This window comes from Bradyrhizobium diazoefficiens (genome assembly GCF_016616885.1).
GTDB lineage: Bacteria > Pseudomonadota > Alphaproteobacteria > Rhizobiales > Xanthobacteraceae > Bradyrhizobium > Bradyrhizobium diazoefficiens_F.
Genome location: NZ_CP067102.1, coordinates 4,853,114 through 4,874,662, shown reverse-complemented (window position 1 = coordinate 4,874,662; position 21,549 = coordinate 4,853,114). Strand labels below are relative to the sequence as shown.

Sequence of the window (21,549 nt, the reverse complement as noted above, 5' to 3'; positions counted from 1 at the left end):
CGAGGAGTTACCCATGTCCGATGCCATCAAGGTCGGCTTCGTCCCGTTGGCCAGTGCCGCCCGTGGCATCCTGATCGTGTTCTGTGACGATGCTCTGAAGGTCGGGCCGGCGACGGCCAAGGCGCTCGGCGGGGCAGCCGAGCTCGTAAAGCGGGCAGCGGCCGCCGCGTCGTTCAAAGGCAAAACCGGGACTGCCCTGGACATCCTGGCACCCGAGGGCCTGAAGGCCGCGCGCCTGATCGTGATCGGGACCGGCAAGGAATCGGCCCTGAAGGGCAATGACTTCCTCAAATTCGGCGGCATGGCCGCCAGCAAGCTCAAGGCAGGAGCCGCTGCCATGACCATCATGGCGGAACTGACGACCGGTGCCATGACCAGCGAGCAGGCGGTTGCGATCGCCACGGGCCTGCGGCTGCGTGCCTACAAGTTCGACCGCTACAAGACCAGGAAGAAGGACGGCGAGGAGGGCACCTTGCGCGCCGACGTCTCGCTGGCGGTCGGCGATGCGGCCACGGCGAAGAAGGCCTTTGCGTCGGCCGGCGCAGTCGTCGACGGCGTCATCATCGCGCGCGATCTCGTCAACGAGCCGCCGAACGTGCTCTTCCCCGAGGAGTTCGCGCGCCGCGCCAGCCAGCTGAAGAAGCTCGGCGTCAAGATCGAGGTGCTCGACGTCAAGGCGATGCAGAAGCTTGGCATGGGCGCGCTGCTCGGCGTCGGCCAGGGCTCGGCCCGGCCGAGCCGCACCGTGATCATGCGCTGGGACGGCGGCAAGAAGGGCGAGGCGCCGGTCGCCTTCGTCGGCAAGGGTGTCTGCTTCGACACCGGCGGCATTTCGATCAAGCCGGCCGGCAGCATGGAGGACATGAAGGGCGACATGGGGGGCGCCGCCTGCGTCGTCGGCCTGATGCACGCGCTCGCGGCCCGCAAGGCCAAGGTCAATGCCGTTGGCGCGATCGGCCTTGTCGAGAACATGCCCGACGGCAACGCGCAGCGGCCGGGTGACATCGTCACCTCGATGTCGGGCCAGACCATCGAGATCATCAACACCGACGCGGAAGGCCGCCTCGTGTTGGCCGATGTGCTCTGGTACGTGGCCAAGAAGACCAAGCCGAAATTCATGGTGGATCTGGCGACGCTGACCGGCGCGATCGTGGTCGCGCTCGGCACCGATCACGCCGGCATCTTCTCCAACAATGACGAGCTCGCCGAGCGCCTGCTCGCGGCCGGCATCGAGAGCGGCGAGAAAGTCTGGCGCCTGCCGCTGGGCCCCGAATACGACAAGCTGATCGATTCCCAGTTCGCCGACATGAAGAACACCGGCGGTCGTCACGGCGGCTCGATCACCGCAGCGCAGTTCCTGCAGCGCTTCGTCGACGGCACGCCCTGGGCGCACCTCGACATCGCCGGCACCGCGATGGGCGCGCCGAAGACCGATATCAACCAGAGCTGGGGTTCCGGCTACGGCGTCCGGCTGCTGGATCGTCTGGTGGCGGATCATTACGAGCGCAAATGACGCGACATGACAGAAGTCCTTTTCTACCATCTGCAAAACATGACGGTTGAGAACGTCTTGCCACCGCTTCTCGAGAAATCGCTCGAACGCGGCTGGCGCGTCGTCGTGCAATCGACTTCGCCGGAGCGCGCCGATGCGCTCGACGCGCATTTATGGACCTATCGCGACGATTCCTTCCTGCCGCACGCGACATGGCGCGTGAACGATGTGGCCGAGCAGCCGATCGTGCTGGTGATCGAGGCGGACAATCCGAACGGCGCCCATGTGCGCTTCCTGGTCGACAACGCCGTGATGCCCGAGGACGCGCAGGCCTATGAACGCATGGTGCTGCTGTTCAATGGCGACGATCCGGACGCACTGGCGGTAGCTCGCAGCAATTGGACGGATTGCAAGACGCGCGGATTTGAGGTCACCTATTGGCAGGCGGACGAACGGGGCCGGTGGCAGCGGCGGAATTAGCGACTGCTTGCAATTAATGATAATTTGGACTTTCTCGGACAGACTGGTTTCGGCCACCTTCGTGCCGCAAAGTGATGTTGGGACAATCGCTTAGGGCTGCTCCTTGACGTGGGGAATTTAGTTTATCGTGCGACATCAAAAGCTTCCAAAGTCGCTGATGGTTGTGTTGGCCGCTGTCGCGCCGCTGATCGCGGGGTGCTCGGGCGGGGCCGATCTGCTGTCGAAGGACGCGGAATGGTTCAACAAGCCGAGCCGCCTGTTCATCAAGAACATATCGATCGAATCGCCGCCGCTGACCCCCGACAAGCCCGTCGGTCCTGAGGATTACGTCAGCGCCGACGGCGCTTGCCCCGGCATGGCACCGCCGGCCGGACCTTCCGACGCCAATGCCTCGACCACGGCGCCCGCGCCGATGGGTGGCACGGTCGCGCTCGGCCACACCGAATGCGACGTAGTGCGCGGCATCGGCGCGCCCTCGACCGTCAATCTCTCCAGCGATGCGGCGGGCCGTCGCGTCGCGGTGGTCACTTGGACCACGGGCCCGCGCGCCGGCATCTACACCTTCACCTCCGGACGCCTGTCCGCGATCGAAGGCAATCCCGAGCCGCAGCCGACGCCGAAAGCGGTGAAGCCGAAGGCGAAGAAAAAGGCGGCGACGTAAACGAATTCGTGCGAGCGGAAGGCAGCGCGCGTCAAGCGGCCTTTCGTCCCTTGATCGCCGTCGCCCAGGCGTGAACCGTGATCTCACCGGTCGCGCTTGCCGGCAGTCGCGCCTGCAGGCGGCGTTTCAGCTCCGCGCTCTCCGCGTCCGACAGCTTTCCCAGCACGCCGCTCGGACTGCTGACGACCATGGAGAGCCAGTAGTCGTCGAAGTCCGCGAAGGTCCGCTCGACGACCAACTCGCGGGTTTCGACCTCGCGGAGACCGAGTTCCGCCCAAAGTGCTTTCAGCGCTTCGAAGCGTGAGATATCCGCACTCGGCGGGCGCGCGCCCGGTTTGCCGAGTGCATCCATCTCCTCCCACAGGGGCTGCGACGGCGTGCCGCCGCGCAGGATGTCCCATGTGTAGGACGCGACCGTACCGCCGGGCCTGGTGACGCGGACCATTTCCGCGGCGCCTTTGCGCGGGTCGGGGACGAAGAACAGCACCAGCGCCATCACCGCGACGTCGAAGCGGTTGGCGTCGTAGGGAAGCGCCATCGCATCGCCAATCGAAAGCTCGACCTGCTTTGCCGATATTTTTTGGCGCGCAGTCGCGATCTGTGCGTCGGAAGGATCGATCGCGCAAACGGACGAAGGGGCGGACTTCGCAAGCAGGAGCTCGGTGAACGCGCCATTGCCGGCACCGATGTCCGCCCAGGTCAACCCCGGGCGCGGCGCCAGCCAATCGAGGAAGAGACTTCCGGCCGACCGGCTCCAGGGCGCCATGAAGCGCTCGTAAGCGGCACCGTCGATGAATTTGATCGGTTCGGGTGACGACATCTCGGATCTTCCCTCACACACTACCTGTGCAAATATCCTTCGGGCCGAAAAGGCCAGTCCTTGTTTCGTAGCACGGAGCCGAACCGTGCGCGACATGCTGCAGCCAATTTACGGGCTCGAACATTTTCCGATTGCTCGCGCGCTGATCGGGTGATCGAATAACCGATTTCGCGCGGCTCGAAAGTTTCCGCGGCGTCCGAGTGGTATGGGTTGCGGGCCATAAAGGCTGCGAGGTACGGTGGAAGAACAGGCTCGTCCAGAAATGAGCCGGGATTAGGAAACGCATCATGGATTTACGCAGTGCTTTTTGCGCGACGTGCCTGGTTTTCCTCACGGCCAGCGGCTCGGCGATCGCCGGAACCAATGACATGCTGATAGGCCTTGATAGCAAGATTACCTATGGCCCGGAAGGTCAGACCAACGGCGCCCCAGCGAACGACGCGGTGCTTGTGGTCGATATCTCAGACCCTGCCAAGCCCAGGATTCGCGCCAGCCTGCCGCTGACGAACTCCCTTCTTGGCCCGCCCACGAACCTGCAAATCACGCCAGATGGCAAGCTGGGCCTGGTCGCGAATTCCGTGATTCACGTTCAGGAGGGAAATTCCTGGAAGGCGGTCCCGGATGACAAGCTCTACGTGATAGATCTCACGGCAGAGCCGCCAAAGTTGATCGATACGGTCACCGTCGGGCGGCAGCCGTCCGGCCTGTCGATCTCAAAGAAGGGCGACCTCGCGCTGATTGCCAATCGAGACGGCAAAAGTGTCACTGTTGTCTCGATCCAGGGTTTGACGGTCAAGGCGATCGCCGAGGTGCCTGTAGAGCAGCAGGCTGCGGCGGTGGTCATCGCACCCGATGGCAAGCGCGCTTTCGTCTGCCTGAACCTCGCGAACAGGATCGGTGTGCTGTCCATCGATGGTGAGAAGGTCGCCTACGACAAGTCGCTGGACATTCCATCGGCATTCAATCCCTACAACATCGACTTCACGCCTGATGGCAAATTCGTCATCGCCTCGAACACCGGTGCAGGGAAGAACAACGCCGATGCCGAGGTGATCATCGAAGCGACGGGGCCGCATCCCCACGTTGTCGACGTCATGAGCCCCGGCATAGGACCGGAAGGTTTTGCCATCGCGCCTGACGGCAAGACTGCAGCTGCCCCACTGCTGCTCGGCACCCCCGCCAAGGACAGCGACTGGTTCAAGACCAAGACCGGCGAACTGGCTCTGATGTCGATCGGCGAGGGTGGCAAGCTGACGGTCACCGCCCGTGCGCCGCTCGGTGGCCTGCCGGAGGGCGTCGTCTATAGCCCGAATAGCGATTACCTCTATGTAGGCAACTACATCGACAAGGACTTGCAGGTGTTTGCACTCGCCGGCGGCAAGCTGACCGAAGTCGGGCCAAAGCTGAAATTGCCGGGGCAGCCCGCCTCGATGCGGGGGCCTGCACGGTAAAGTAAGGCGTGCTGAATCCGCGGCTACCGTCCCCGGGTTCCTCTATCAGCCCGCCGCCTCGTCGAACTGCGCGCTCGCCTCGAGCTATTGCTCCTCCGCGCGCGCCAGCGCATCGGACGCATTGGCGCGGGCCTTCGACAGTTGGGCGGCCTAATTGGGATCGCGGGTGAAGATATCGGGCAGGGCAAGCGCCGTGTCGATCTTGGCGATGATCTCGGTGACGCGGGCGATTTCGGCCTCCGCTTCCGCAATGCGCTTCTTCAGCGAGCCGCGATTGTCCGACTTCGGACGCTGCGGCAATTGGTCCGCGTCAGACCCGACGACCGCTTTTTGCGATGTGATGCCAGAACGCCTCCGCCGCTCGGGCCAGGCGAAGCTTCGGCCGGAACACGTGGATCTCGATCGGCACGCACCATTCCTGCCCCCCGGCCGCCACGATCTCGCCCGAGGCGAGTTGATCTGCAATCAGGCTTTCCGGGAGCCACGCCATGCCGCGACCGGCCTGGACCATTGTCACGAGCAGCTTCGCCAAATGCGAGGTGAAGGTTGGGCGCAGATGCGCGTCCAGCGGCGACGTCGCGCGCACTGCTTCGAGGATTCGTCCCATGCCCGATTCAGGGCGGAAGCTCAGGTAGGGCACCGGCGCGGCTCGCGTGCCCGGGAGCTTGAAACGCGGCTTATGGCTTCGACCTGAAACCGGCACCGATGCCGGAATAAGCCTGTCGTCGCCGACATGCAGCGAGCGGAAATGCGACGGCGCCAGCGAAGTAGCCGCCGCTGGATGGTAATGGCAGAGCAGGAAATGCGCATCGCCCGCCACCAGGATGCGTTCGCAGGCCTCCATGTGATTGGCGACGAGCTGCACGTTTGGAACGAACGACAGCTTGGTCTCGATGCCGCGCAGCCAATCGGGAAAGAAGGTCAGCGACAGCGCGTTGGTCGAGGCGAACTTCAGCACGTCGGATGCGCCGCGCGCCCGTTCCTGAGCGTCCAGCCGACCGGCGGCGAGCCGGCGCAGGACGTCCTCGGCAATCTCGCGAAAACCTTCGCCCGCCGGCGTGAGATTGACGCTGTGCGTGGTGCGGTCCAGCAACGGTGCGCCGGTCCAGACCTCGAGGGCCTGGATCCTGCGGCTCAGCGCGGGCTGCGAGCAATTGCGCTGCTCGGCCGCGCGCGAGAAGCTGCGCGTGGTCGCCACCGCGATGAAATCGTGCAGCCAGTTGATCTCCATCGCACGGCCTCCTGACAATTAGAATGTGCTTATGCATAGTTTGCATAACGATATCAGAACACGACATTGGATTTCCAGTGCCGCGGGCGGCACCGTGCAGCGTGATTTCTCCGGAGGGAGCGCAATGGCCGCGCGCACGCTGTACGACAAGCTGGTGGACGCCCATGTCGTCCGCAATCTCGACGCTGCCGGGCTCGTGCTGCTCTATGTCGATCGCACCGTCCTGAACGAATACACCAGCCCGCAAGCCTTCGCCGGCCTGCGCGCAGCAGGACGCAAAGTCTGGAATCCCGGGGCGGCGCTGATGGTGGTTGACCACGTCAACCCCACGGCGGCGCGGCGCGTCCGCGTGATGCCTGACAGCGCAGCGACGCGGCAGGTCGACTATTTCGCCGAGAACGCCAGGGATTTCGGTATCGAATATTTCGACATTCTGGATCCTCGCCAGGGCATCGAGCATGTCGTCGCACCCGAGCAGGGGCTCGTCATGCCGGGCATGGTGATCGCAGCCGGCGACAGCCACAGCACGGCCTATGGGGCGTTCGGTGCCCTCGGCTACGGCATTGGAACGTCCGACATCGAGCACTATCTCGCAACTTCGACGGTGCGTTACCGCCGCCTCAAGACGATGCGCATCCACCTGTCCGGGACAGCCGCGCCGTTCGGCGTGACGCCGAAGGACATTGTCATGGAGGTGATTCGGCGGATCGGCGCCGACGGTGCGACAGGGTATGCCGTGGAGTTCAGTGGTCCTGCCGTCTCCGACATGAGCGTCGAGGGCCGGATCGTCATGTCGATCATGATTGTCGAAGCGGGGGCGCGCGGTGTGGTGATCGCGCCGGATCAGAAAGTGCTGGACTATCTGAAGGGACGTCCCCGCTCCCCCAAGGGCGAGATGTGGGAGCGCGCCGCGACGAGCTGGCTTGCACTGTCCTCCGATCCATCTGCCAAATTCGACCGCGAAGTGACGCTCGACGTCTCCGAGGTTGCGCCGCTGGTGACCTGGGGCACCAGCCCCGATCAGGCGATCGCGGTGACCGACGATGTTCCCGATCCCGTGCAGCAGGCCGAGCCCGCTCGCAAGGCCGCGGCCATGCGAGCGCTGAGCTATATGGGCCTGACGCCGGGGACGTCCATTCAATCCGTTCCGATCGACTTCGCTTTCATCGGGTCCTGCACGAACGCGCGGATCGAAGACTTGCGCGATGCGGCCGAGATCTTTCGCGGCCGCCGCGTCGCGGCGGGCGTGCGGGCGATCGTGGTGCCGGGCTCGACCCAGGTCAGGGCGCAGGCGGAGGCGGAGGGCCTTGCCAAGGTGTTCACCGATGCCGGGGTCGAATGGCGGCAATCCGGCTGCTCGATGTGCCTTGCGATGAACGACGACGTGCTGAGCCCGGGACAGCGGTGTGCGTCCTCGACCAACCGCAACTTCGAGGGGCGTCAGGGACCGGGCGCCCGCACGCATCTGATGAGCCCGGCCATGGTAGCGGCCGCGGCCGTCACCGGCCGCATCACCGACGTACGCTCTCTCCTGGGAGGATCACACCAATGACGCCGTTCGGCCAAGTCGCCGGGGTCGCCGCACCGATGATGGCCCCGAACGTCGATACCGACGTCATCATGCCAAAGATGTTTCTCAAGGGCGTGGACCGCAGCGGCCTGGGCGAGGGAGCTTTCAACCTGCTGCGCTTCAGCGGCGGGAGGGTTAATCCGGATTTCATCTTGAACCAGGACGGCTATCGCGACGCCTGCTTTCTGGTCGTCGGCCCGAATTTCGGCTGCGGCTCGAGCCGCGAGCATGCGGTGTGGGGACTCGAGCAGCTCGGTATTCGCGCGCTGATCGGCACCAGCTTCGCCGGCATCTTCAACGACAATTGCGCCAATAACGGCCTCCTGACGATCTCGCTCGATCCCGAGAGGGTCACCGAGCTTGCCTCGGTCATCGCCGATCGCAGCCGCAACGACGTCGCCGTGGACCTTGCGGCCCAGACCATCCGCTTCGATCAAGGCCGCCGCACGATGCCGTTCGAGATCGAGCCGGCGAGGAAGGAGGCCTTTCTGACTGGCCGCGACTTCATCGCGGCCACGCTGGTCTATGCCGACGACATTCGCGCGTTCGAGGCGCGCCATCGCGCGGCCAGCCCCTGGATGTTCTGAACTCCGGATCGAACACGTCGACGCGCGCCGGATCGCGTCACCAACGAATATGACAAAAACAGTGGAGGGACTCTTGGCTGACACGACATACCGAACCGCAGCTACGCCGCCGGCCGCTTCGTCGCAGACCAGAACTCCGGCAACGCTCGCCGCCCTCAGGATCGGTCCGTTGCCCATCGGGGTCTACGTTGCCGCTGCGGCAGTCTGTGCGGCTGCTGTGTATTCCGGCAAGCTGCCCAATGACGTGATCGGCGGTCTCTCGCTCCTGATGCTGCTCGGCTTCCTGCTCGGCAAGCTCGGTCAGACCATTCCGGTGCTGAAGCAGGTCGGCGGAACTGCGATTCTCTGTCTGTTCGTTCCCGCGGCACTGGTGAGCTACGGATTGATGCCCGAGGCGGCCCTGAAAGCGATCACCACGACTTTCCGTACGGCAAATTTCCAGTATTTCTTCATCGCCTGTCTCGTTGCAGGATCGATCCTCGGTATGGCCTATCGTGTGCTGGTCCAGGGCTTCATACGCATGTTCGTTCCGCTTCTGATCGGGACGCTCGCGGCTGTGTCAGCCGGCATCGCCATCGGCCTGCTGTTCGGCCATGGCCCCAAGGACACGTTCTTCTTCATCATCATCCCGATCATCGGAGGTGGCCTCGCAGAGGGCGTGCTGCCGCTCTCCATCGCCTATTCGGAGATTTTGCAGCGGCCGCAGGGCGATCTTGTCGCGCAGATGGTCCCGGCGGCGCTGCTTGGAAATGTCGTCGCGATCGTCTGCGCAGGTCTGCTGGCGCGCCTCGGCGAGAAGCGCCGGGATCTCAACGGTGAGGGCATGCTGGTCAAGACCGGCGACGACGACATTCTTGGCGAGGCGCGACCCGACCAACCGATCGATCTCGGATTGCTTGGCGCAGGAATCGTGCTGTCTTGCGTGCTTTTCGTGCTCGGCATGACCCTGGCGCCATTCACGGGGATTCCAGGTCCGATAATGATGATCATCGCTGCGGTGGCCCTGAAGCTGACCAAGCTCCTGCCTGTCGAGATGGAGCTGGGCGCCTATCAGATCAACAAGTTCATGTCGACGAACCTGACGTTTGCCATCCTGGTTGCGATGGGCACGTTGCTGGTCAAATGGGAGCAACTCGCGGCATCCTTCAACCCGGGCTACATCGCGATCTGCACCGCGACGGTGCTGGCTATGATTGCGTCAGGTTTCTATGTCGGCAAGTGGCTCAACATGTATCCAGTCGAGGCGGCGATCGTGACGGCCTGCCACTCGGGCCTCGGCGGCACCGGCGACGTCGCCATTCTCGGAGCAGCCGATCGCATGGGTCTGATGGCGTTCGCTCAGATCGCAACGCGCGTCGGCGGTGCCATCATGATCGTGATCGCGACGCTGCTGATGAAGTCGTTGTCTTGATCTGCACGGCTGGACTCCACGCCGGACGAATATTCCAGGAAGGTTTTCAATGCTCGACAATGAACAAGATGTATCGACCCCGTCAACGACGGGCTTGACGCGCCGACATGTGGTGTCACTGGCGCTGACAACGGGAGCCGTCGGCTCGTTCGTCGCGGCGCAAGGCGCCTTCGCACAGGAGAATAACGCGATGAACAGCAGTGCGCTTCAGAAGCTACTGCCGGGATTTCAACAGAGGCGCATCAAGACCAGCGGGGCCGAGATCAACGCACTCGTGAGAGGCGAGGGACCGCCGCTGCTGTTGCTGCATGGCCATCCGCAGACGCTCGCATGCTGGCACAAGGTCGCGCCCAGGTTGGCGGAACGCTTTACCGTGGTGCTGACCGATCTGCGCGGGTATGGCGACTCGAGCAAGCCTGATGGCGGCAAGGACAGCATCGCCTATTCCAAGCGCGCGATGGCGCGGGATCAGGTCGAATCGATGCGCGCGCTCGGTTTCGACCGTTTTCACGCCGTCGGCCACGATCGCGGTGGGCGCGTTCTGCATCGTCTGCTGCTTGACCACCCGGACGCCGTCTCCAGGGCGGTCCTGCTCGACATCGCGCCGACGGCGACAATGTATGCGAGGGCGAACAAGGAATTCGCGACGCGCTACATGTGGTGGTTCTTCCTCATCCAGCCGGCCCCGCTTCCGGAGACGTTGATCGGCAACAATCTCGAATTCTATCTTCAGACCCATATCAACAAGCAGAACAAGACGCCGGGAGCCATCGATCCGGTCGCGCTCGAGGAGTACCGGCGGTGCTACACTCGCGAGACTCTGCACGCCGTGTGCGAGGATTATCGCGCCGCCGCCGGAATCGACCTGATCCACGACGAGGCGGATTTCGAAAAGAGGATCGGTTGCCCGCTCCTCGTGCTGTGGGGCGAAAAGGGCGTGGTCGGATCGACCTATGACGTGCTCGATACCTGGCGCGCCAAAGCGAACAACGTGCAAGGCGGAAGCCTGCCCTGCGGACATTACCTGCCGGAGGAAGCGCCGGAGCTTCTGCTGCAGAAGCTCGACGCCTTTTTCACGTGATTTTCGGAAAGCGCGTCGGCAGAGCCGGCTGCTCCGCAAAAGGCATTCAGTTCAATGCTTAAAGGTGTGGTGTCATAACACCGGTACCGTGCATGGGGTTGTTTTCCAGCTTTTGCTGCGGCTAGCTCGCCGCCTCGTCGAATTGCGCGCTCGCCTCGAGCCATTGCTCCTCCGCGCGCGCGAGCGCGTCGGCCGCATTCGCGCGGGCCTTTGAGAGCTGCGCGGCCTGCTTGGGATCGCGCGTAAAAATGTCGGGCAAAGCGAGTGCTGTGTCGATCTTGGCGATGATGTCGCTGACGCGGGCGATCTCGCTCTCGGCTTCCGCGATACGTTTCTTCAGCGAGCCGCGATTGTCCGATCTCGGTCGCTGCGGCTTCTCGCTCGGTGCGCTGCGCTCGCGCGGGGCGGGCTCGCCGTTGCGCGAGGACAGCACCAGGCGGCGGTATTCGTCGAGGTCGCCGTCGTAATTGGTCACGGTGCGGTCGGCGACGATCCAGAGCTGGTCGGCGCAGGCCTCGATCAGATAGCGGTCGTGGGAGACCATGATGATCGCGCCAGGAAAATCGTTGATCGCCTCGGCCAACGCGGCGCGGCTGTCGATATCGAGATGGTTGGTCGGCTCGTCCAGGATGATCATGTTGGGGCCGAAGAAGGTCGCAAGCCCCAACAGCAGCCGCGCCTTCTCGCCGCCCGAGAGTTTACCAGCCTTGGTGTCGGCCGCCTTGCCGGAGAAGCCGATCGCGCCGGCGCGGGCTCGCACCTTTGCTTCGGGCGCGTCGCCCATCAGCTTGCGGATATGGTCGTAGGCGGAGGCGTCCTCGTTCAATTCGTCGAGCTGATGCTGCGCGAAATAGGCGATCGACAGCTTGTCCGCGCGGGTCACTTTCCCCGAGAACGGCGCCAGACGCGCGGCGAGCAGCTTTACGAGGGTCGACTTGCCGTTGCCGTTGGCGCCGAGAAGCGCGATGCGGTCGTCATTGTCGATGCGCAGCGTCACGCGGCTGAGCACCGGCGTTGCCGGATCGTAGCCGACCGAAGCATTGTCGACGGCGATGATCGGCGGCGACAAGATCTTTTCCGGCGCTGGAAATGTGATCTCGCGCACGTCCTCCGTCACCAGCGCCCTGATCGGCTTCAGCCGTTCCAGCATCTTGACGCGTGATTGGGCCTGGCGCGCCTTGGACGCCTTGGCCTTGAATCGATCCACGAAGGCTTGCAGATGCGCGCGCTCCGCTTCCTGGCGCTTGATCTGCTTGGCATCGAGCAGCTCGCGCGCGGCGCGCTGCTCCTCGAAGGAGGAGTAGGTGCCCTTGTAGAGCGTGAGCTTGCCGCGCTCCAGGTGCAGGATCTGGTCGACCGAGCTCTCCAGCAGGTCGCGGTCATGGCTGATCACGATCACCGTGCGCGGGTAATGCGCGAGGTGGTCCTCGAGCCACAGCGTGCCTTCGAGGTCGAGATAGTTGGTGGGCTCGTCGAGCAGCAGCAAGTCAGGGGCTGCGAACAGCGTCGCCGCCAGCGCGACGCGCATACGCCACCCGCCGGAGAATTCGGCGCAGGGGCGCAGCTGGTCGGCGGCGGAAAACCCGAGGCCGGACAGGATCGCGGCGGCGCGGCTTGGGGCCGAATGCGCGTCGATGTCGACCAGCCGGGTCTGGATCTCGGCGATCCGGTGCGGATCGGTGGCGCTCTCGGCTTCATGAAGCAGCGCGTCGCGCTCGAGGTCGGCCTTGAGCACGACCGAGATCAGGCTTTCGGGGCCGTTTGGGGCTTCCTGCGCCAGGCTTCCCACGCGCCAGCGCGGCGGCAGCGTCACCGAGCCGTGCTCGGCCGCAAGCTCGCCGCGGATCACCTTGAACAGCGTCGATTTGCCGGTGCCATTGCGTCCGACCATGCCGACGCGCGAGCCGGGCGTGATCTGCACGGAGCTACTATCGATCAGAAGGCGTCCGGCAAGGCGGATGGAGAGGTCGGTGATGGAGAGCATGCGGCCTTGTCACCGCAGGCGGGATCAAACGCAACCCGATTTTTCGTTAGTGCGACTCGCGCTCGCGCTTCCTCAACTCGTCCATCAGCTGCTCGAGATGCGTCGGGAGCCGGGGCTCAGGACGAAGGCTCTGCTGAAGCAGCTCGCCCACGGCATCGCAAATCGAGCGGCTGGTGCGCCGGTCGATCTGTTCGGTGTCATTGGCAAAAAGGCCAGCCATCGCAGGGTTCCGTGTTTTTGAAGTATCGATACGGTACCAAGTCATTGGCCCCAAAATGGTTTCGTCGGGCGTCGGGATACCTGGCCTTCTAGTAAAGATTGTATGAATTCGCCGTATTTGCCCAAATACAAGGCCCCGGCGGGGGGAACGCCGGGGCCTCTCTTGCAAGGTACCGCAGGGGGGAACGGTACCTCAGGAAGCTGCTGGGCTCAGTAGCAGCGGTTGATCAGCCGCCAGCGGGGTCCCCAGGGGGTCGGGACCAGCCGGCGCACATAGCAGCCACCATAACCGTAGGAGACGGGCGCGGCGTAGAAGCGCGGTCCGCCCCAGCCCCAGCCGCCGTGATGCCAGCCGCCACCGCCGTGCCAGCCCCAGCCACCGCCATGCCAGTGAGCGGAGGCGGAGGTGGGAGCCAGCGCGGCACCCAGCGCGACCGCGGCGACTGCAGCGAGCGAAAGTTTCCTCAACATGATGATCTCCTCAAAACTGCCGGCGCGGGGCTATCGCGTCGATGGAAAGGCCGCCGAAACGGTTCGCCTCGGGGGAAGGCTTTGGTTTCGATGAACCTGACGTTATGCCAGCGAGGCTGAACCAAACCCTGATGGAGCCTTCAGATTGGGTTCATCTGCGTGAAATCGTTGTAATCCACGTTGGAATCGGCATCCCGATCTGCGGCGAAGCGCCTGCGAGGGCCGTTTCGGCAGTCGCTTGCCGGATCGCGAAGGCGCCGATATAAGCCCCCGCAACTCCGAACCACCCTTTTTCTCTTCAAGGACAAGATCATGGCCATCGAACGCACTTTCTCGATCATCAAGCCCGACGCGACCGCGCGTAACCTGACCGGCGCCGTGAACGCCGTGATCGAGAAGGCGGGCCTGCGCATCGTCGCGCAGAAGCGCATCCGCATGACCAAGGAACAGGCCGAGACGTTCTATGCCGTCCACAAGGCCCGCCCGTTCTTCGGCGAACTCGTCGAGTTCATGACGTCCGGACCGGTCGTCGTCCAGGTCTTGGAAGGCGAGAACGCCATCGCCAAATACCGCGACGCCATGGGCGCGACCGATCCGTCCAAGGCGGCGGACGGCACCATCCGCAAGCTCTACGCAAAGTCGATCGGCGAGAATTCCGCCCACGGCTCGGACGCTCCGGAGACCGCCGCGATCGAGATCGCGCAGTTCTTCTCGGGCAACGAGATCGTCGGCTGAGCCGTCAGCCGATAAGTTAAGTCGACGGGGGCGAAAGGACTGATTGTGAACTGGCTCTGGCAGATCTTCGATCCCGCCACGATCGGGGCATTCTTCACCCAGTTCCGCAATGAGATGGCCGAACCGACCTTCTGGATTGCGGTCGGCAAGATCATCTGGATCAACATCCTTTTGTCCGGCGACAATGCGCTGGTGATCGCGCTTGCCTGCCGCGGCCTGAAGCCGCGGCACCGGCTGTGGGGCATGGTGCTCGGCGCCGGCGCCGCGGTGCTGCTGCGGATCATCTTCACCGGCATCGTCGCGAGCCTGATGGCGCTGCCGTACCTCAAGCTGGTCGGCGGCCTCGCCCTGATCGTGATCGCGGCAAAGCTGCTGGTGCCGGAAAATGAGGACGAGGACGGCGTCGAGTCGGCCTCGCATCTGTGGCAGGCGGTGCAGATCGTCGTCGTCGCCGACATCGTGATGAGCCTCGACAACGTCATTGCGGTCGCCGCGGCCGCAAATGGCAGCGTGCCGCTGCTGGTGCTCGGCCTGGCCATCAGCGTGCCCCTGATCGTCGCGGGCGCGGCGCTGATCATGGCGTTGCTCGCGAAGCTGCCGATCCTGGTCTGGGCTGGTGCTGCGCTGCTCGGCTGGATCGCGGGCGAGGTGATCGCGACCGATCCCGGCGTCGCGCCGAAGCTGCACACGCTATCCGAAGGTCCGTTCGGCGCCTCGCTGGACAAGATGCTCGGCACTCTGCACATCCCGCCGCAATTCGCCCATGGCGGCGGTGGCGCCGAATATCTCTGCGCCGCGCTCGGCGTCGTCGTCGTGCTGCTGGTCGGCTCGATCTGGCGCCGGCGCAGCCTGAGCCACGCCGCGCTCGAAGCCTCCGAGCAGCACGCCAAGGTCTCGGTGGAATAAAATCTTGCGAGGAAGAGGTGCTTCACCTCTCCCGCAGGAGAGGTGAACTAGCGCCGCACGATCGATCCGCTGCGCGCGATCAGGCGGGCGAGCTGCTTGAAGCGGCTGCCGACGCGGTCGGCGACGAGGTCGCCGAGCCTGTGCTCGAACACCAGCATCAGATTGCGCCCCTGGTTGCGGAAATGCGTGGCGGGCAGCACGCCCGGGCGCGCCGCCGAGATCAGATGCGCGACACGGAACGCGGCGCCCAGCAAGCGGGCGCGTTCGAGCTGGGCCGGCGTCAGCAGTTCCTGCATAGTCAGCGGCGGCTGGTTCTCCTCGCTCAGGCCGGCATAGCGATAGAACACCGACAGGCCGACGAAGGCGCGCTCACGATGGTCGATCGCGCCGAAATTGGCGTTGACCACGAGACTCAGCGTCTGCTCGCCGCGATGGTCGGGATGGACGCGCCAGCCGATGTCGGACAGAAGACAGGCGGTGTGGCGCAGGCGGCGATCTTCCTCGGTCTCGCGCAGCTTCACCACGCGTGCCAGGCGATCGGTCCAGGCCATCAGCTCGCGGGCGTGCTTGGCCGAGCGTGACAAGAGCTGGTTCAGCTCTTCGGCAGCGCAGATCAGACCGTCCTTGTTGCGCTCCGCCTCGGACAGCTTCTCGTGCAGCAGCCCCTCGCGCACGCCGAAGGTCGAGAATACGATGGTCTTCGGTTTTGCGACCCGGATGATGTGCTCGAGCACCAGCGCCGCGTAGGTGAGGAGAGGGCGCCGCGCATCGGCGACGACCTCGATGTCGGCGAGCATGTCGACGGCGGCGAGGCGCCGCAGGCGGCGGGCAAAATCGAGCGCCTCGGCCGCGGGAATCGAATAGCCGTGCATCACCTGGAGCGGATAGCCGCTCTGGATGATGTGGATGCGGGCGAGCGCACGCCAGGTGCCGCCGACCGCGTAGAAGGTGCGGCCGCGGCCGGCGGCGAACTGCGGCACCTCGTCGATCGCCTCGCGCACGATGCGGTCGGCGCGCTTCAGCGATTTGTGGGCGAGGTCCTGCAACGCGAGGCCGCCGAGCGGCAGGGTGACGCCGCTGCGCACGCTGTTCCCGCGCACGTCGATCAGCTCGAGCGAGCCGCCGCCGAGATCGCCGACAATGCCGTCGGGGCGGTGAATGCCCGAGATCACGCCGAGCGCCGACAGCTTCGCTTCGCGCGGTCCGGACAGGATCTCGATCTTCACGGCGCAGATGCGCTCGGCTTTCGCGATGAAGTCGGGGCCGTTGGATGCGTCGCGGCAGGCCGCGGTCGCAATCGCAAACACGCGGCCGACCTGCATCACGCGGCACAACGCCCGAAAACGCTTCAGCGAGGTCAGCGCCTTGTCGACGGCGTCGGGCGCGAGCAGGCCCGTGCTCTGCACCTCACGCCCGAGGCCGCACAGCGTCTTCTCGTTGAAGATCGGAATCAGGCTCCGTGTCAGTCCCTCGTAGACGACGAGACGAACCGAGTTTGAGCCGATGTCGATGACCGCGACGCTAGCGCCACGCTTGCGCGGCGGTTTCAAGGTAAAGCTCTCCGGTCAGGACTGATGGCGTTCGTTTCGGCGCGTGAGACGACGCGGCGAGGATTCCTTGAGCGACTTTCCACGGCCAGACAGACTCGGATTTGTCATGAAGTAGTTGTGGACGTTGAAAGGCTCCTCGCCCTTCGCGGTCTTCATACGCGTTGAGGACCCGTCCGGCAACAATTGCCAGCTCTGCTCATTATCCTTCAGATTCGCCACCATGATCTGCTCGAGAACCTGCTGATGCACCGTGGGATTTTGCAGCGGACACAGCACCTCGACGCGGCGGTCGAGGTTGCGCGGCATCATATCGGCCGACGAGATATACACAGCCGCTTTCGCACTCGGCAGGCCCTGGCCCATGCCGAAGCAGTAGATTCGGCCGTGTTCCAGGAAGCGTCCGATGATCGACTTGACACGGATGTTCTCCGACAGGCCGGGAATGCCGGGTCGCAGGCAGCAGATACCGCGCACCACGAGCTCGACCTGCACGCCCGCCTGTGACGCCTCGTAGAGCGCGTCGATGATATCGGGGTCGACCAACGCATTCATCTTCATCCAGACCGCGCCGGGCTTGCCGTGACGCACGTGCTCGGTCTCGCCCTGGATGTGCTCGATGATGCGCTTGCGCAGGGTCAGCGGCGACACCGCCATCTTTTCCAGATCGCTTGGTGCTGCGTAGCCCGTGATGAAGTTGAACACGCGCGCGGCGTCGCGGCCGATGGTCGGTTCCGAGGTGAAGTAGGAGAGGTCCGTATAAATACGCGCGGTGACCGGATGATAGTTGCCGGTGCCGGTATGGACGTAAGTGGTGAGGCTGCCACCCTCGCGACGCACCACCATCGAGAGTTTTGCGTGCGTCTTCAGCTCGAGGAAGCCGTAGACGACCTGCACACCGGCGCGTTCGAGGTCGCGCGCCCAGCGGATGTTGGCTTCTTCGTCGAAGCGCGCCTTCAATTCGATCAGCGCGGTGACGGATTTGCCAGCCTCGGCCGCTTCGGCCAGCGCGCGCACGATCGGCGAGTTGTTGGAGGTGCGATAGAGCGTCTGCTTGATCGCGACGACGTCAGGATCGCGCGCGGCCTGTTGCAGGAACTGCACGACCACGTCGAAGGATTCGTAGGGGTGATGGACCACCAGGTCCTTCTGCCGGATCGCGGCAAAGATGTCGCCGCCATGCTCGCGCACGCGCTCGGGATGGCGCGGCACGTAAGGGGTGAATTCGAGGTCTGGCCGGTCGAGACGGGTGAGCTGCGACAGCTCGTTCATGGCGAGCACGCCGTCGACCAGGAACACCTCATCGTCGGCCGCCGAGAGCGCGTGCTGCACGAAGCTGCGCAGCTGCTCCGGCATCTTGGCGTCGATCTCGAGCCGGATCACCGACCCGCGGCGGCGGCGCTTCAGCGCGGTCTCGAACAGGCGGACGAGGTCTTCGGCCTCTTCCTCGATTTCGAGCTCGGAGTCGCGGATGATGCGGAAGGCGCCCTGGCCGTGGAGATTGTAGCCGGGAAACAGGCGATTGATGAAAAGGCCGGTCACCTGCTCCAGCGAGATCAGGCGCACCACCTTGCCGTCGCCCGGCAGGCGGATGAAGCGGTCGATCTTGCCGGGCATGCGGATCAGCGCGTTCATCTGCTTGCCGTCGATGGCGCGCGTGAGCTGGAGCGCGATGGTGAAGCCGAGGCTGGGGATGAACGGAAACGGGTGGGCCGGATCAATCGCCAATGGCGTCAGCAGTGGGAACACGTTGTTGAGGAAATAATCCTCGAGCCAGGTCCGCTCCGCCTTGGTGACCTCCTTGCCGTCGACCAGCACGATGCCGACGTCGGCGAGCGTGCCGCGCAAATCGGCCCAGATCGCCTGCTGGTCGGAGGCGAGCCGGGAGACGGTGCGGTTGATCAGCGCGAGCTGCTCGGAGGGCGTCAGGCCGTCGGGGGCACGTTCAGCGATGCCCTCGCGCACCTGTGCCTTGATGCCGGCGACGCGGACCATGAAGAACTCGTCGAGGTTATTTGCGGAAATCGACAGGAATCGCACCCGCTCCAGCACGGGGTGGCTGGGATTGACCGACTCCTCGAGGACGCGGCGGTTGAAATGCAGCCAGGAGAGCTCGCGATTGATGAATCGCTCGGGGCTCGAGGCAATCGGCGGCAGGCCCTCGGTTTCCGTGGCTTTCTCTTTTGTTTCAATTGCTTGCACGGAGTCCATGAGAAGTCGGTCCATCCAGTTCGCCGCAATCTGCGACTTATGCGCAAAACCGGCCGGAGCATGTGTTAGCGCGATGACGTTTCGATGACATTGATGTTCCGCCGCGGCATCGCGTCAAGCGGCGCTAAGGGGATTCGGCGGTCAGGCGTCCCGGAGCAGCTCGGCGGCGAGCGCCCGGGTGACGGGGCGGCCGAGCCGCAGCGCCTCACCGTCGAGCAGCTCCACGGCGCGCCGGGCGGCGGCCGACGACCGCTCCAGCCGGGTCGCGAGGTAGCTCACCACGCTTTCGTCCACGGCGAGCTGGCGGTCGGCGCAGAATTTGACGATCAGGCCGCGGAACAGCTGGTCGTCCGGCGGCGCAAGTGAAATCACGGGAATCGTCCGAAGCCGGGACCTGAGGTCGCGGAGCTCGACCTCCACCGCCGCCGGCGCCTCGCGTCCGGTGAACAGCACATAGGCACCGTCCTCGCGGGCGAGGTTCATCAGATGGAAGAGGGCGCGCTCGTCAAAATCCCCGGCCTTGAGATCCTCGACCACCAGCGCGCCGGTCGCGAGCGCGCCGGGGACGCTGGCTGCGGTCAGCGCATTGGCCGTGGTGGAGCGGGCGCCGGCCTCCTCGGCCCAGATCGTGGCGAGATGGCTCTTGCCTGAGCCTTCGGGGCCGGCGAGCCACATGACCCGGTTCGGCCATTCCGGCCAGCCATCGATCAGGGCAAGGCCGGCAGCATTGGCAGGGCCTTCGAGAAAATTGTCCCGGCTGAGGCTCTCCGCGTGCGGAAGCGAAAACGCCAATTGTCGGGGATGAACGCGGCCTGCCACGCTTGCTTTGCTCCGTGCCGGCGCGCCGGCTTTGCTTGAAAAGATTCGGGTATATCGGGCGGGAGTTGGCCTTTTGCGGGGCCGTTTCCCAGCTAGCTCTCATTTGCCGTCGATCGTGCTCATGTGCTGTAGCCACTCGACGAGATAGAGTGACACCGAAGAGAGCGTGAACACCGTGACCAAGCCCATCAGGATCATATCATAGGGCGCCGCCTGGAAGCCGAAGGCAAGCGCGGCCAACACCAGGGCCGCGTAGGCGACCTGAGCTGCTGTGTTTAGCTTGGATACTTTCGACGGCTTCATCTCGACCGGCTTGTCGAACAGCCAGGACACGATCACGGCCGTGACGATCATGATGTCGCGCGACACCACCAGGATCACAATCCAGCGTGGGATGTCGCCCCAGATGCCGAGCGACAGGTAAATCGAGACCAGCAGGGCCTTGTCGGCGAGCGGATCGAGCAGGGCGCCGAGCTCGCTCGCCATGTTGAAGCGCTTGGCCAGGAAGCCATCGACGGCATCGCTGATGCCGGCGATCAGGAAGACGGCGAATGCCACCTCCATTTGGCTCGACACGATGGCCCAGACGATGATCGGGACCAGCATGATGCGGCCCAGGGTAATGATATTCGGAATACTCACGCGGCGCTTCCCGGCACCCGGTCTGACCTCGAAATCCGGCCCCTTGGAGGCTGAACCGGTTGATATCTACATACTATAGGGCGGGGCGCCACGCTTGCCATTGCGTGTCCCCGGAATTCGACGTAACCAGCCGCAAACCCACTGGAAATCGGGCATGACCGACCGCAAAAACGGCCTCACTTACGCCGATTCAGGCGTCGATATCGACGCGGGCAACCGCCTGGTCGACCTGATCAAGCCGATGGTGCGTGCCACCGCACGGCCCGGCGCCGACGCCGAGATCGGCGGATTCGGCGGCCTGTTCGACCTCAAGGCGGCCGGCTTCAAGGACCCCGTCCTGGTCGCGGCCGCCGACGGCGTCGGCACCAAGGTCAAGATCGCGATCGAGACCGGCCTGCATGGCGGGATCGGCATCGACCTAGTCGCCATGAGCGTCAACGACCTCGTGGTGCAGGGCGCCGAGCCGCTGTTCTTCCTCGACTATTTCGCCTGCGGCAAGCTCGACCCGGAGGCGACCGCCGCGATCGTCGCCGGCGTTGCCGAAGGCTGCCGCGAATCCGGCTGCGCCCTGATCGGCGGCGAGACCGCCGAAATGCCCGGTCTCTACAAGGACGGCGATTATGATCTCGGCGGCTTTGCCGTCGGCGCCGCCGAGCGGGGCACGCTGTTGCCGCGCAAGGACATCGCCGCGGGCGACGCCGTGATCGGCCTGGCCTCGTCGGGCGTGCACTCCAACGGCTTCTCGCTGGTGCGCAAGATCGTGGAACAGTCCGGCCTCGGCTTCGAGGCGCAGGCGCCGTTCGCGCCGGTCATGACGCTCGGGGGCGCGCTGCTGACGCCGACGCGGCTCTACGTCAAATCCTGCCTGCGCGCGATTCGCGAAACGGCTGCGGTGAAGGGCCTCGCCCACATCACCGGTGGCGGCTTCACCGACAACATTCCGCGCGTGCTGCCGGCACATCTTGGCGTCGGCATCGATCTGGCGCGCCTGCCGGTGCTGCCGGTGTTCAAATGGCTGGCAGCGCAAGCTGGCATCGCCGAGCTCGAAATGCTCAGGACCTTCAACTGCGGCATCGGCATGATCGCGATCGTCGAGCCTGAGAAAGTCGACGAAGTCGTGCGGGTCTTCACCGGCGCCGGCGAGACCGTGGCGCAGCTCGGCACCGTGATTCCGGCCGAGGGCGAGCATTGCGTCGTCTATAACGGCCATCTCGACATGGCACTCTGATGA

At 64.5% G+C, this 21,549-nt stretch carries 20 protein-coding genes and 1 pseudogene; 11 read left to right on the top strand and 10 right to left on the bottom strand.

Going from position 1 to position 21,549, the window contains the following annotated elements; genetic code table 11:
- The first annotated feature begins 13 nt into the window (after nt 1-13).
- The 3 genes from JJC00_RS22890 (at nt 14) to JJC00_RS22880 (ending at nt 2,633) form a co-directional block, all read left to right on the top strand.
- The gene (locus tag JJC00_RS22890) at nt 14-1,513 is read left to right on the top strand and encodes a leucyl aminopeptidase (protein ID WP_200468185.1); all 1,500 of its coding nucleotides are present in this window, start codon (nt 14-16) and stop codon (nt 1,511-1,513) included.
- Between the two features lie 6 nt (nt 1,514-1,519).
- The gene (locus tag JJC00_RS22885; protein WP_200468184.1) at nt 1,520-1,972 is read left to right on the top strand and encodes a DNA polymerase III subunit chi; all 453 of its coding nucleotides are present in this window, start codon (nt 1,520-1,522) and stop codon (nt 1,970-1,972) included.
- Nucleotides 1,973-2,138: 166 nt separating this feature from the next.
- A complete protein-coding gene (locus JJC00_RS22880; protein WP_200474203.1) occupies nt 2,139-2,633 on the top strand; it encodes a hypothetical protein in 495 nt (164 codons plus the stop codon).
- Nucleotides 2,634-2,664: 31 nt separating this feature from the next.
- Here JJC00_RS22880 and JJC00_RS22875 read toward each other — a convergent pair whose 3' ends face one another.
- Nucleotides 2,665-3,453 (bottom strand): class I SAM-dependent methyltransferase, encoded by a 789-nt coding sequence (locus tag JJC00_RS22875; RefSeq protein WP_200468183.1) that lies wholly within the window; start codon nt 3,451-3,453, stop codon nt 2,665-2,667.
- Nucleotides 3,454-3,740: 287 nt separating this feature from the next.
- Here JJC00_RS22875 and JJC00_RS22870 point away from each other — a divergent pair, with 287 nt between their 5' ends.
- Nucleotides 3,741-4,904 carry a YncE family protein gene (locus tag JJC00_RS22870; RefSeq protein ID WP_200468182.1) on the top strand — a complete coding sequence of 388 codons (1,164 nt, stop codon included), beginning with the start codon at nt 3,741-3,743 and terminating at the stop codon, nt 4,902-4,904.
- Between the two features lie 84 nt (nt 4,905-4,988).
- Here the strand turns inward: JJC00_RS22870 and JJC00_RS22865 are convergent.
- Together JJC00_RS22865 and JJC00_RS22860 are read right to left on the bottom strand one after the other, a co-directional pair.
- Nucleotides 4,989-5,219: pseudogene (locus tag JJC00_RS22865) on the bottom strand (ABC transporter ATP-binding protein); the annotation flags it as partial.
- On the bottom strand, nt 5,215-6,102 hold the full coding sequence (locus tag JJC00_RS22860; RefSeq protein WP_246773887.1) for a LysR family transcriptional regulator: 888 nt from the start codon (nt 6,100-6,102) through the stop codon (nt 5,215-5,217). The gene JJC00_RS22860 and the pseudogene JJC00_RS22865, both read right to left, overlap by 5 nt.
- A gap of 157 nt (nt 6,103-6,259) precedes the next feature.
- Between JJC00_RS22860 and leuC the strand changes: the two genes are divergently transcribed.
- The 4 genes from leuC to JJC00_RS22840 all read left to right on the top strand — a co-directional run bounded on the left by leuC (nt 6,260) and on the right by JJC00_RS22840 (nt 10,784).
- On the top strand, nt 6,260-7,687 hold the full coding sequence (gene leuC, locus JJC00_RS22855) for a 3-isopropylmalate dehydratase large subunit (RefSeq protein ID WP_200468180.1): 1,428 nt from the start codon (nt 6,260-6,262) through the stop codon (nt 7,685-7,687).
- Nucleotides 7,684-8,292, top strand: a complete 609-nt coding sequence (gene leuD / locus JJC00_RS22850) for a 3-isopropylmalate dehydratase small subunit (protein WP_200468179.1) — start codon at nt 7,684-7,686, stop codon at nt 8,290-8,292. Before leuC ends, leuD begins: the two co-directional genes overlap by 4 nt.
- Before the next feature lie 73 nt (nt 8,293-8,365).
- Nucleotides 8,366-9,703, top strand: coding sequence for a 2-hydroxycarboxylate transporter family protein (locus JJC00_RS22845; RefSeq protein WP_246773886.1), 1,338 nt, complete (start codon nt 8,366-8,368; stop codon nt 9,701-9,703).
- Between the two features lie 190 nt (nt 9,704-9,893).
- Nucleotides 9,894-10,784 (top strand): alpha/beta fold hydrolase, encoded by an 891-nt coding sequence (locus JJC00_RS22840; protein WP_200474202.1) that lies wholly within the window; start codon nt 9,894-9,896, stop codon nt 10,782-10,784.
- A gap of 121 nt (nt 10,785-10,905) precedes the next feature.
- On the opposite strand, the gene JJC00_RS22835 is transcribed toward JJC00_RS22840, so the two are convergent.
- The 3 genes from JJC00_RS22835 to JJC00_RS22825 all read right to left on the bottom strand — a co-directional run bounded on the left by JJC00_RS22835 (nt 10,906) and on the right by JJC00_RS22825 (nt 13,458).
- Entirely contained in the window at nt 10,906-12,768 is a 1,863-nt protein-coding gene (locus tag JJC00_RS22835; protein WP_200468177.1) for an ABC-F family ATP-binding cassette domain-containing protein, read from the bottom strand.
- Nucleotides 12,769-12,814: 46 nt separating this feature from the next.
- The gene (locus tag JJC00_RS22830) at nt 12,815-12,988 is read right to left on the bottom strand and encodes a hypothetical protein (RefSeq protein WP_200468176.1); all 174 of its coding nucleotides are present in this window, start codon (nt 12,986-12,988) and stop codon (nt 12,815-12,817) included.
- Between the two features lie 209 nt (nt 12,989-13,197).
- The gene (locus JJC00_RS22825) at nt 13,198-13,458 is read right to left on the bottom strand and encodes a sulfur globule protein precursor (RefSeq protein WP_148752965.1); all 261 of its coding nucleotides are present in this window, start codon (nt 13,456-13,458) and stop codon (nt 13,198-13,200) included.
- A 312-nt stretch (nt 13,459-13,770) separates the two neighbouring features.
- Here JJC00_RS22825 and ndk point away from each other — a divergent pair, with 312 nt between their 5' ends.
- Both ndk and JJC00_RS22815 read left to right on the top strand, forming a co-directional pair.
- Entirely contained in the window at nt 13,771-14,193 is a 423-nt protein-coding gene (ndk, locus tag JJC00_RS22820; protein WP_140979454.1) for a nucleoside-diphosphate kinase, read from the top strand.
- A gap of 45 nt (nt 14,194-14,238) precedes the next feature.
- Nucleotides 14,239-15,099 (top strand): TerC family protein, encoded by an 861-nt coding sequence (locus JJC00_RS22815; RefSeq protein ID WP_200468175.1) that lies wholly within the window; start codon nt 14,239-14,241, stop codon nt 15,097-15,099.
- Between the two features lie 47 nt (nt 15,100-15,146).
- On the opposite strand, the gene ppx is transcribed toward JJC00_RS22815, so the two are convergent.
- The 4 genes from ppx to JJC00_RS22795 form a co-directional block, all read right to left on the bottom strand.
- Nucleotides 15,147-16,649, bottom strand: coding sequence for an exopolyphosphatase (gene ppx / locus JJC00_RS22810; RefSeq protein WP_200468174.1), 1,503 nt, complete (start codon nt 16,647-16,649; stop codon nt 15,147-15,149).
- 15 nt (nt 16,650-16,664) lie between these two features.
- Nucleotides 16,665-18,857: an RNA degradosome polyphosphate kinase gene (locus JJC00_RS22805; RefSeq protein ID WP_200474201.1), complete on the bottom strand. Its 2,193-nt coding sequence runs from the start codon at nt 18,855-18,857 to the stop codon at nt 16,665-16,667.
- Between the two features lie 141 nt (nt 18,858-18,998).
- Entirely contained in the window at nt 18,999-19,676 is a 678-nt protein-coding gene (locus JJC00_RS22800) for a DnaA ATPase domain-containing protein (RefSeq protein WP_200468173.1), read from the bottom strand.
- Nucleotides 19,677-19,775: 99 nt separating this feature from the next.
- Nucleotides 19,776-20,318, bottom strand: a complete 543-nt coding sequence (locus JJC00_RS22795; RefSeq protein ID WP_200468172.1) for a CDP-alcohol phosphatidyltransferase family protein — start codon at nt 20,316-20,318, stop codon at nt 19,776-19,778.
- 154 nt (nt 20,319-20,472) lie between these two features.
- On the opposite strand from JJC00_RS22795, the gene purM reads away from it, so the two are divergent.
- Nucleotides 20,473-21,546 (top strand): phosphoribosylformylglycinamidine cyclo-ligase, encoded by a 1,074-nt coding sequence (gene purM, locus JJC00_RS22790; protein WP_200468171.1) that lies wholly within the window; start codon nt 20,473-20,475, stop codon nt 21,544-21,546.
- The last annotated feature ends 3 nt before the right edge of the window (nt 21,547-21,549 follow it).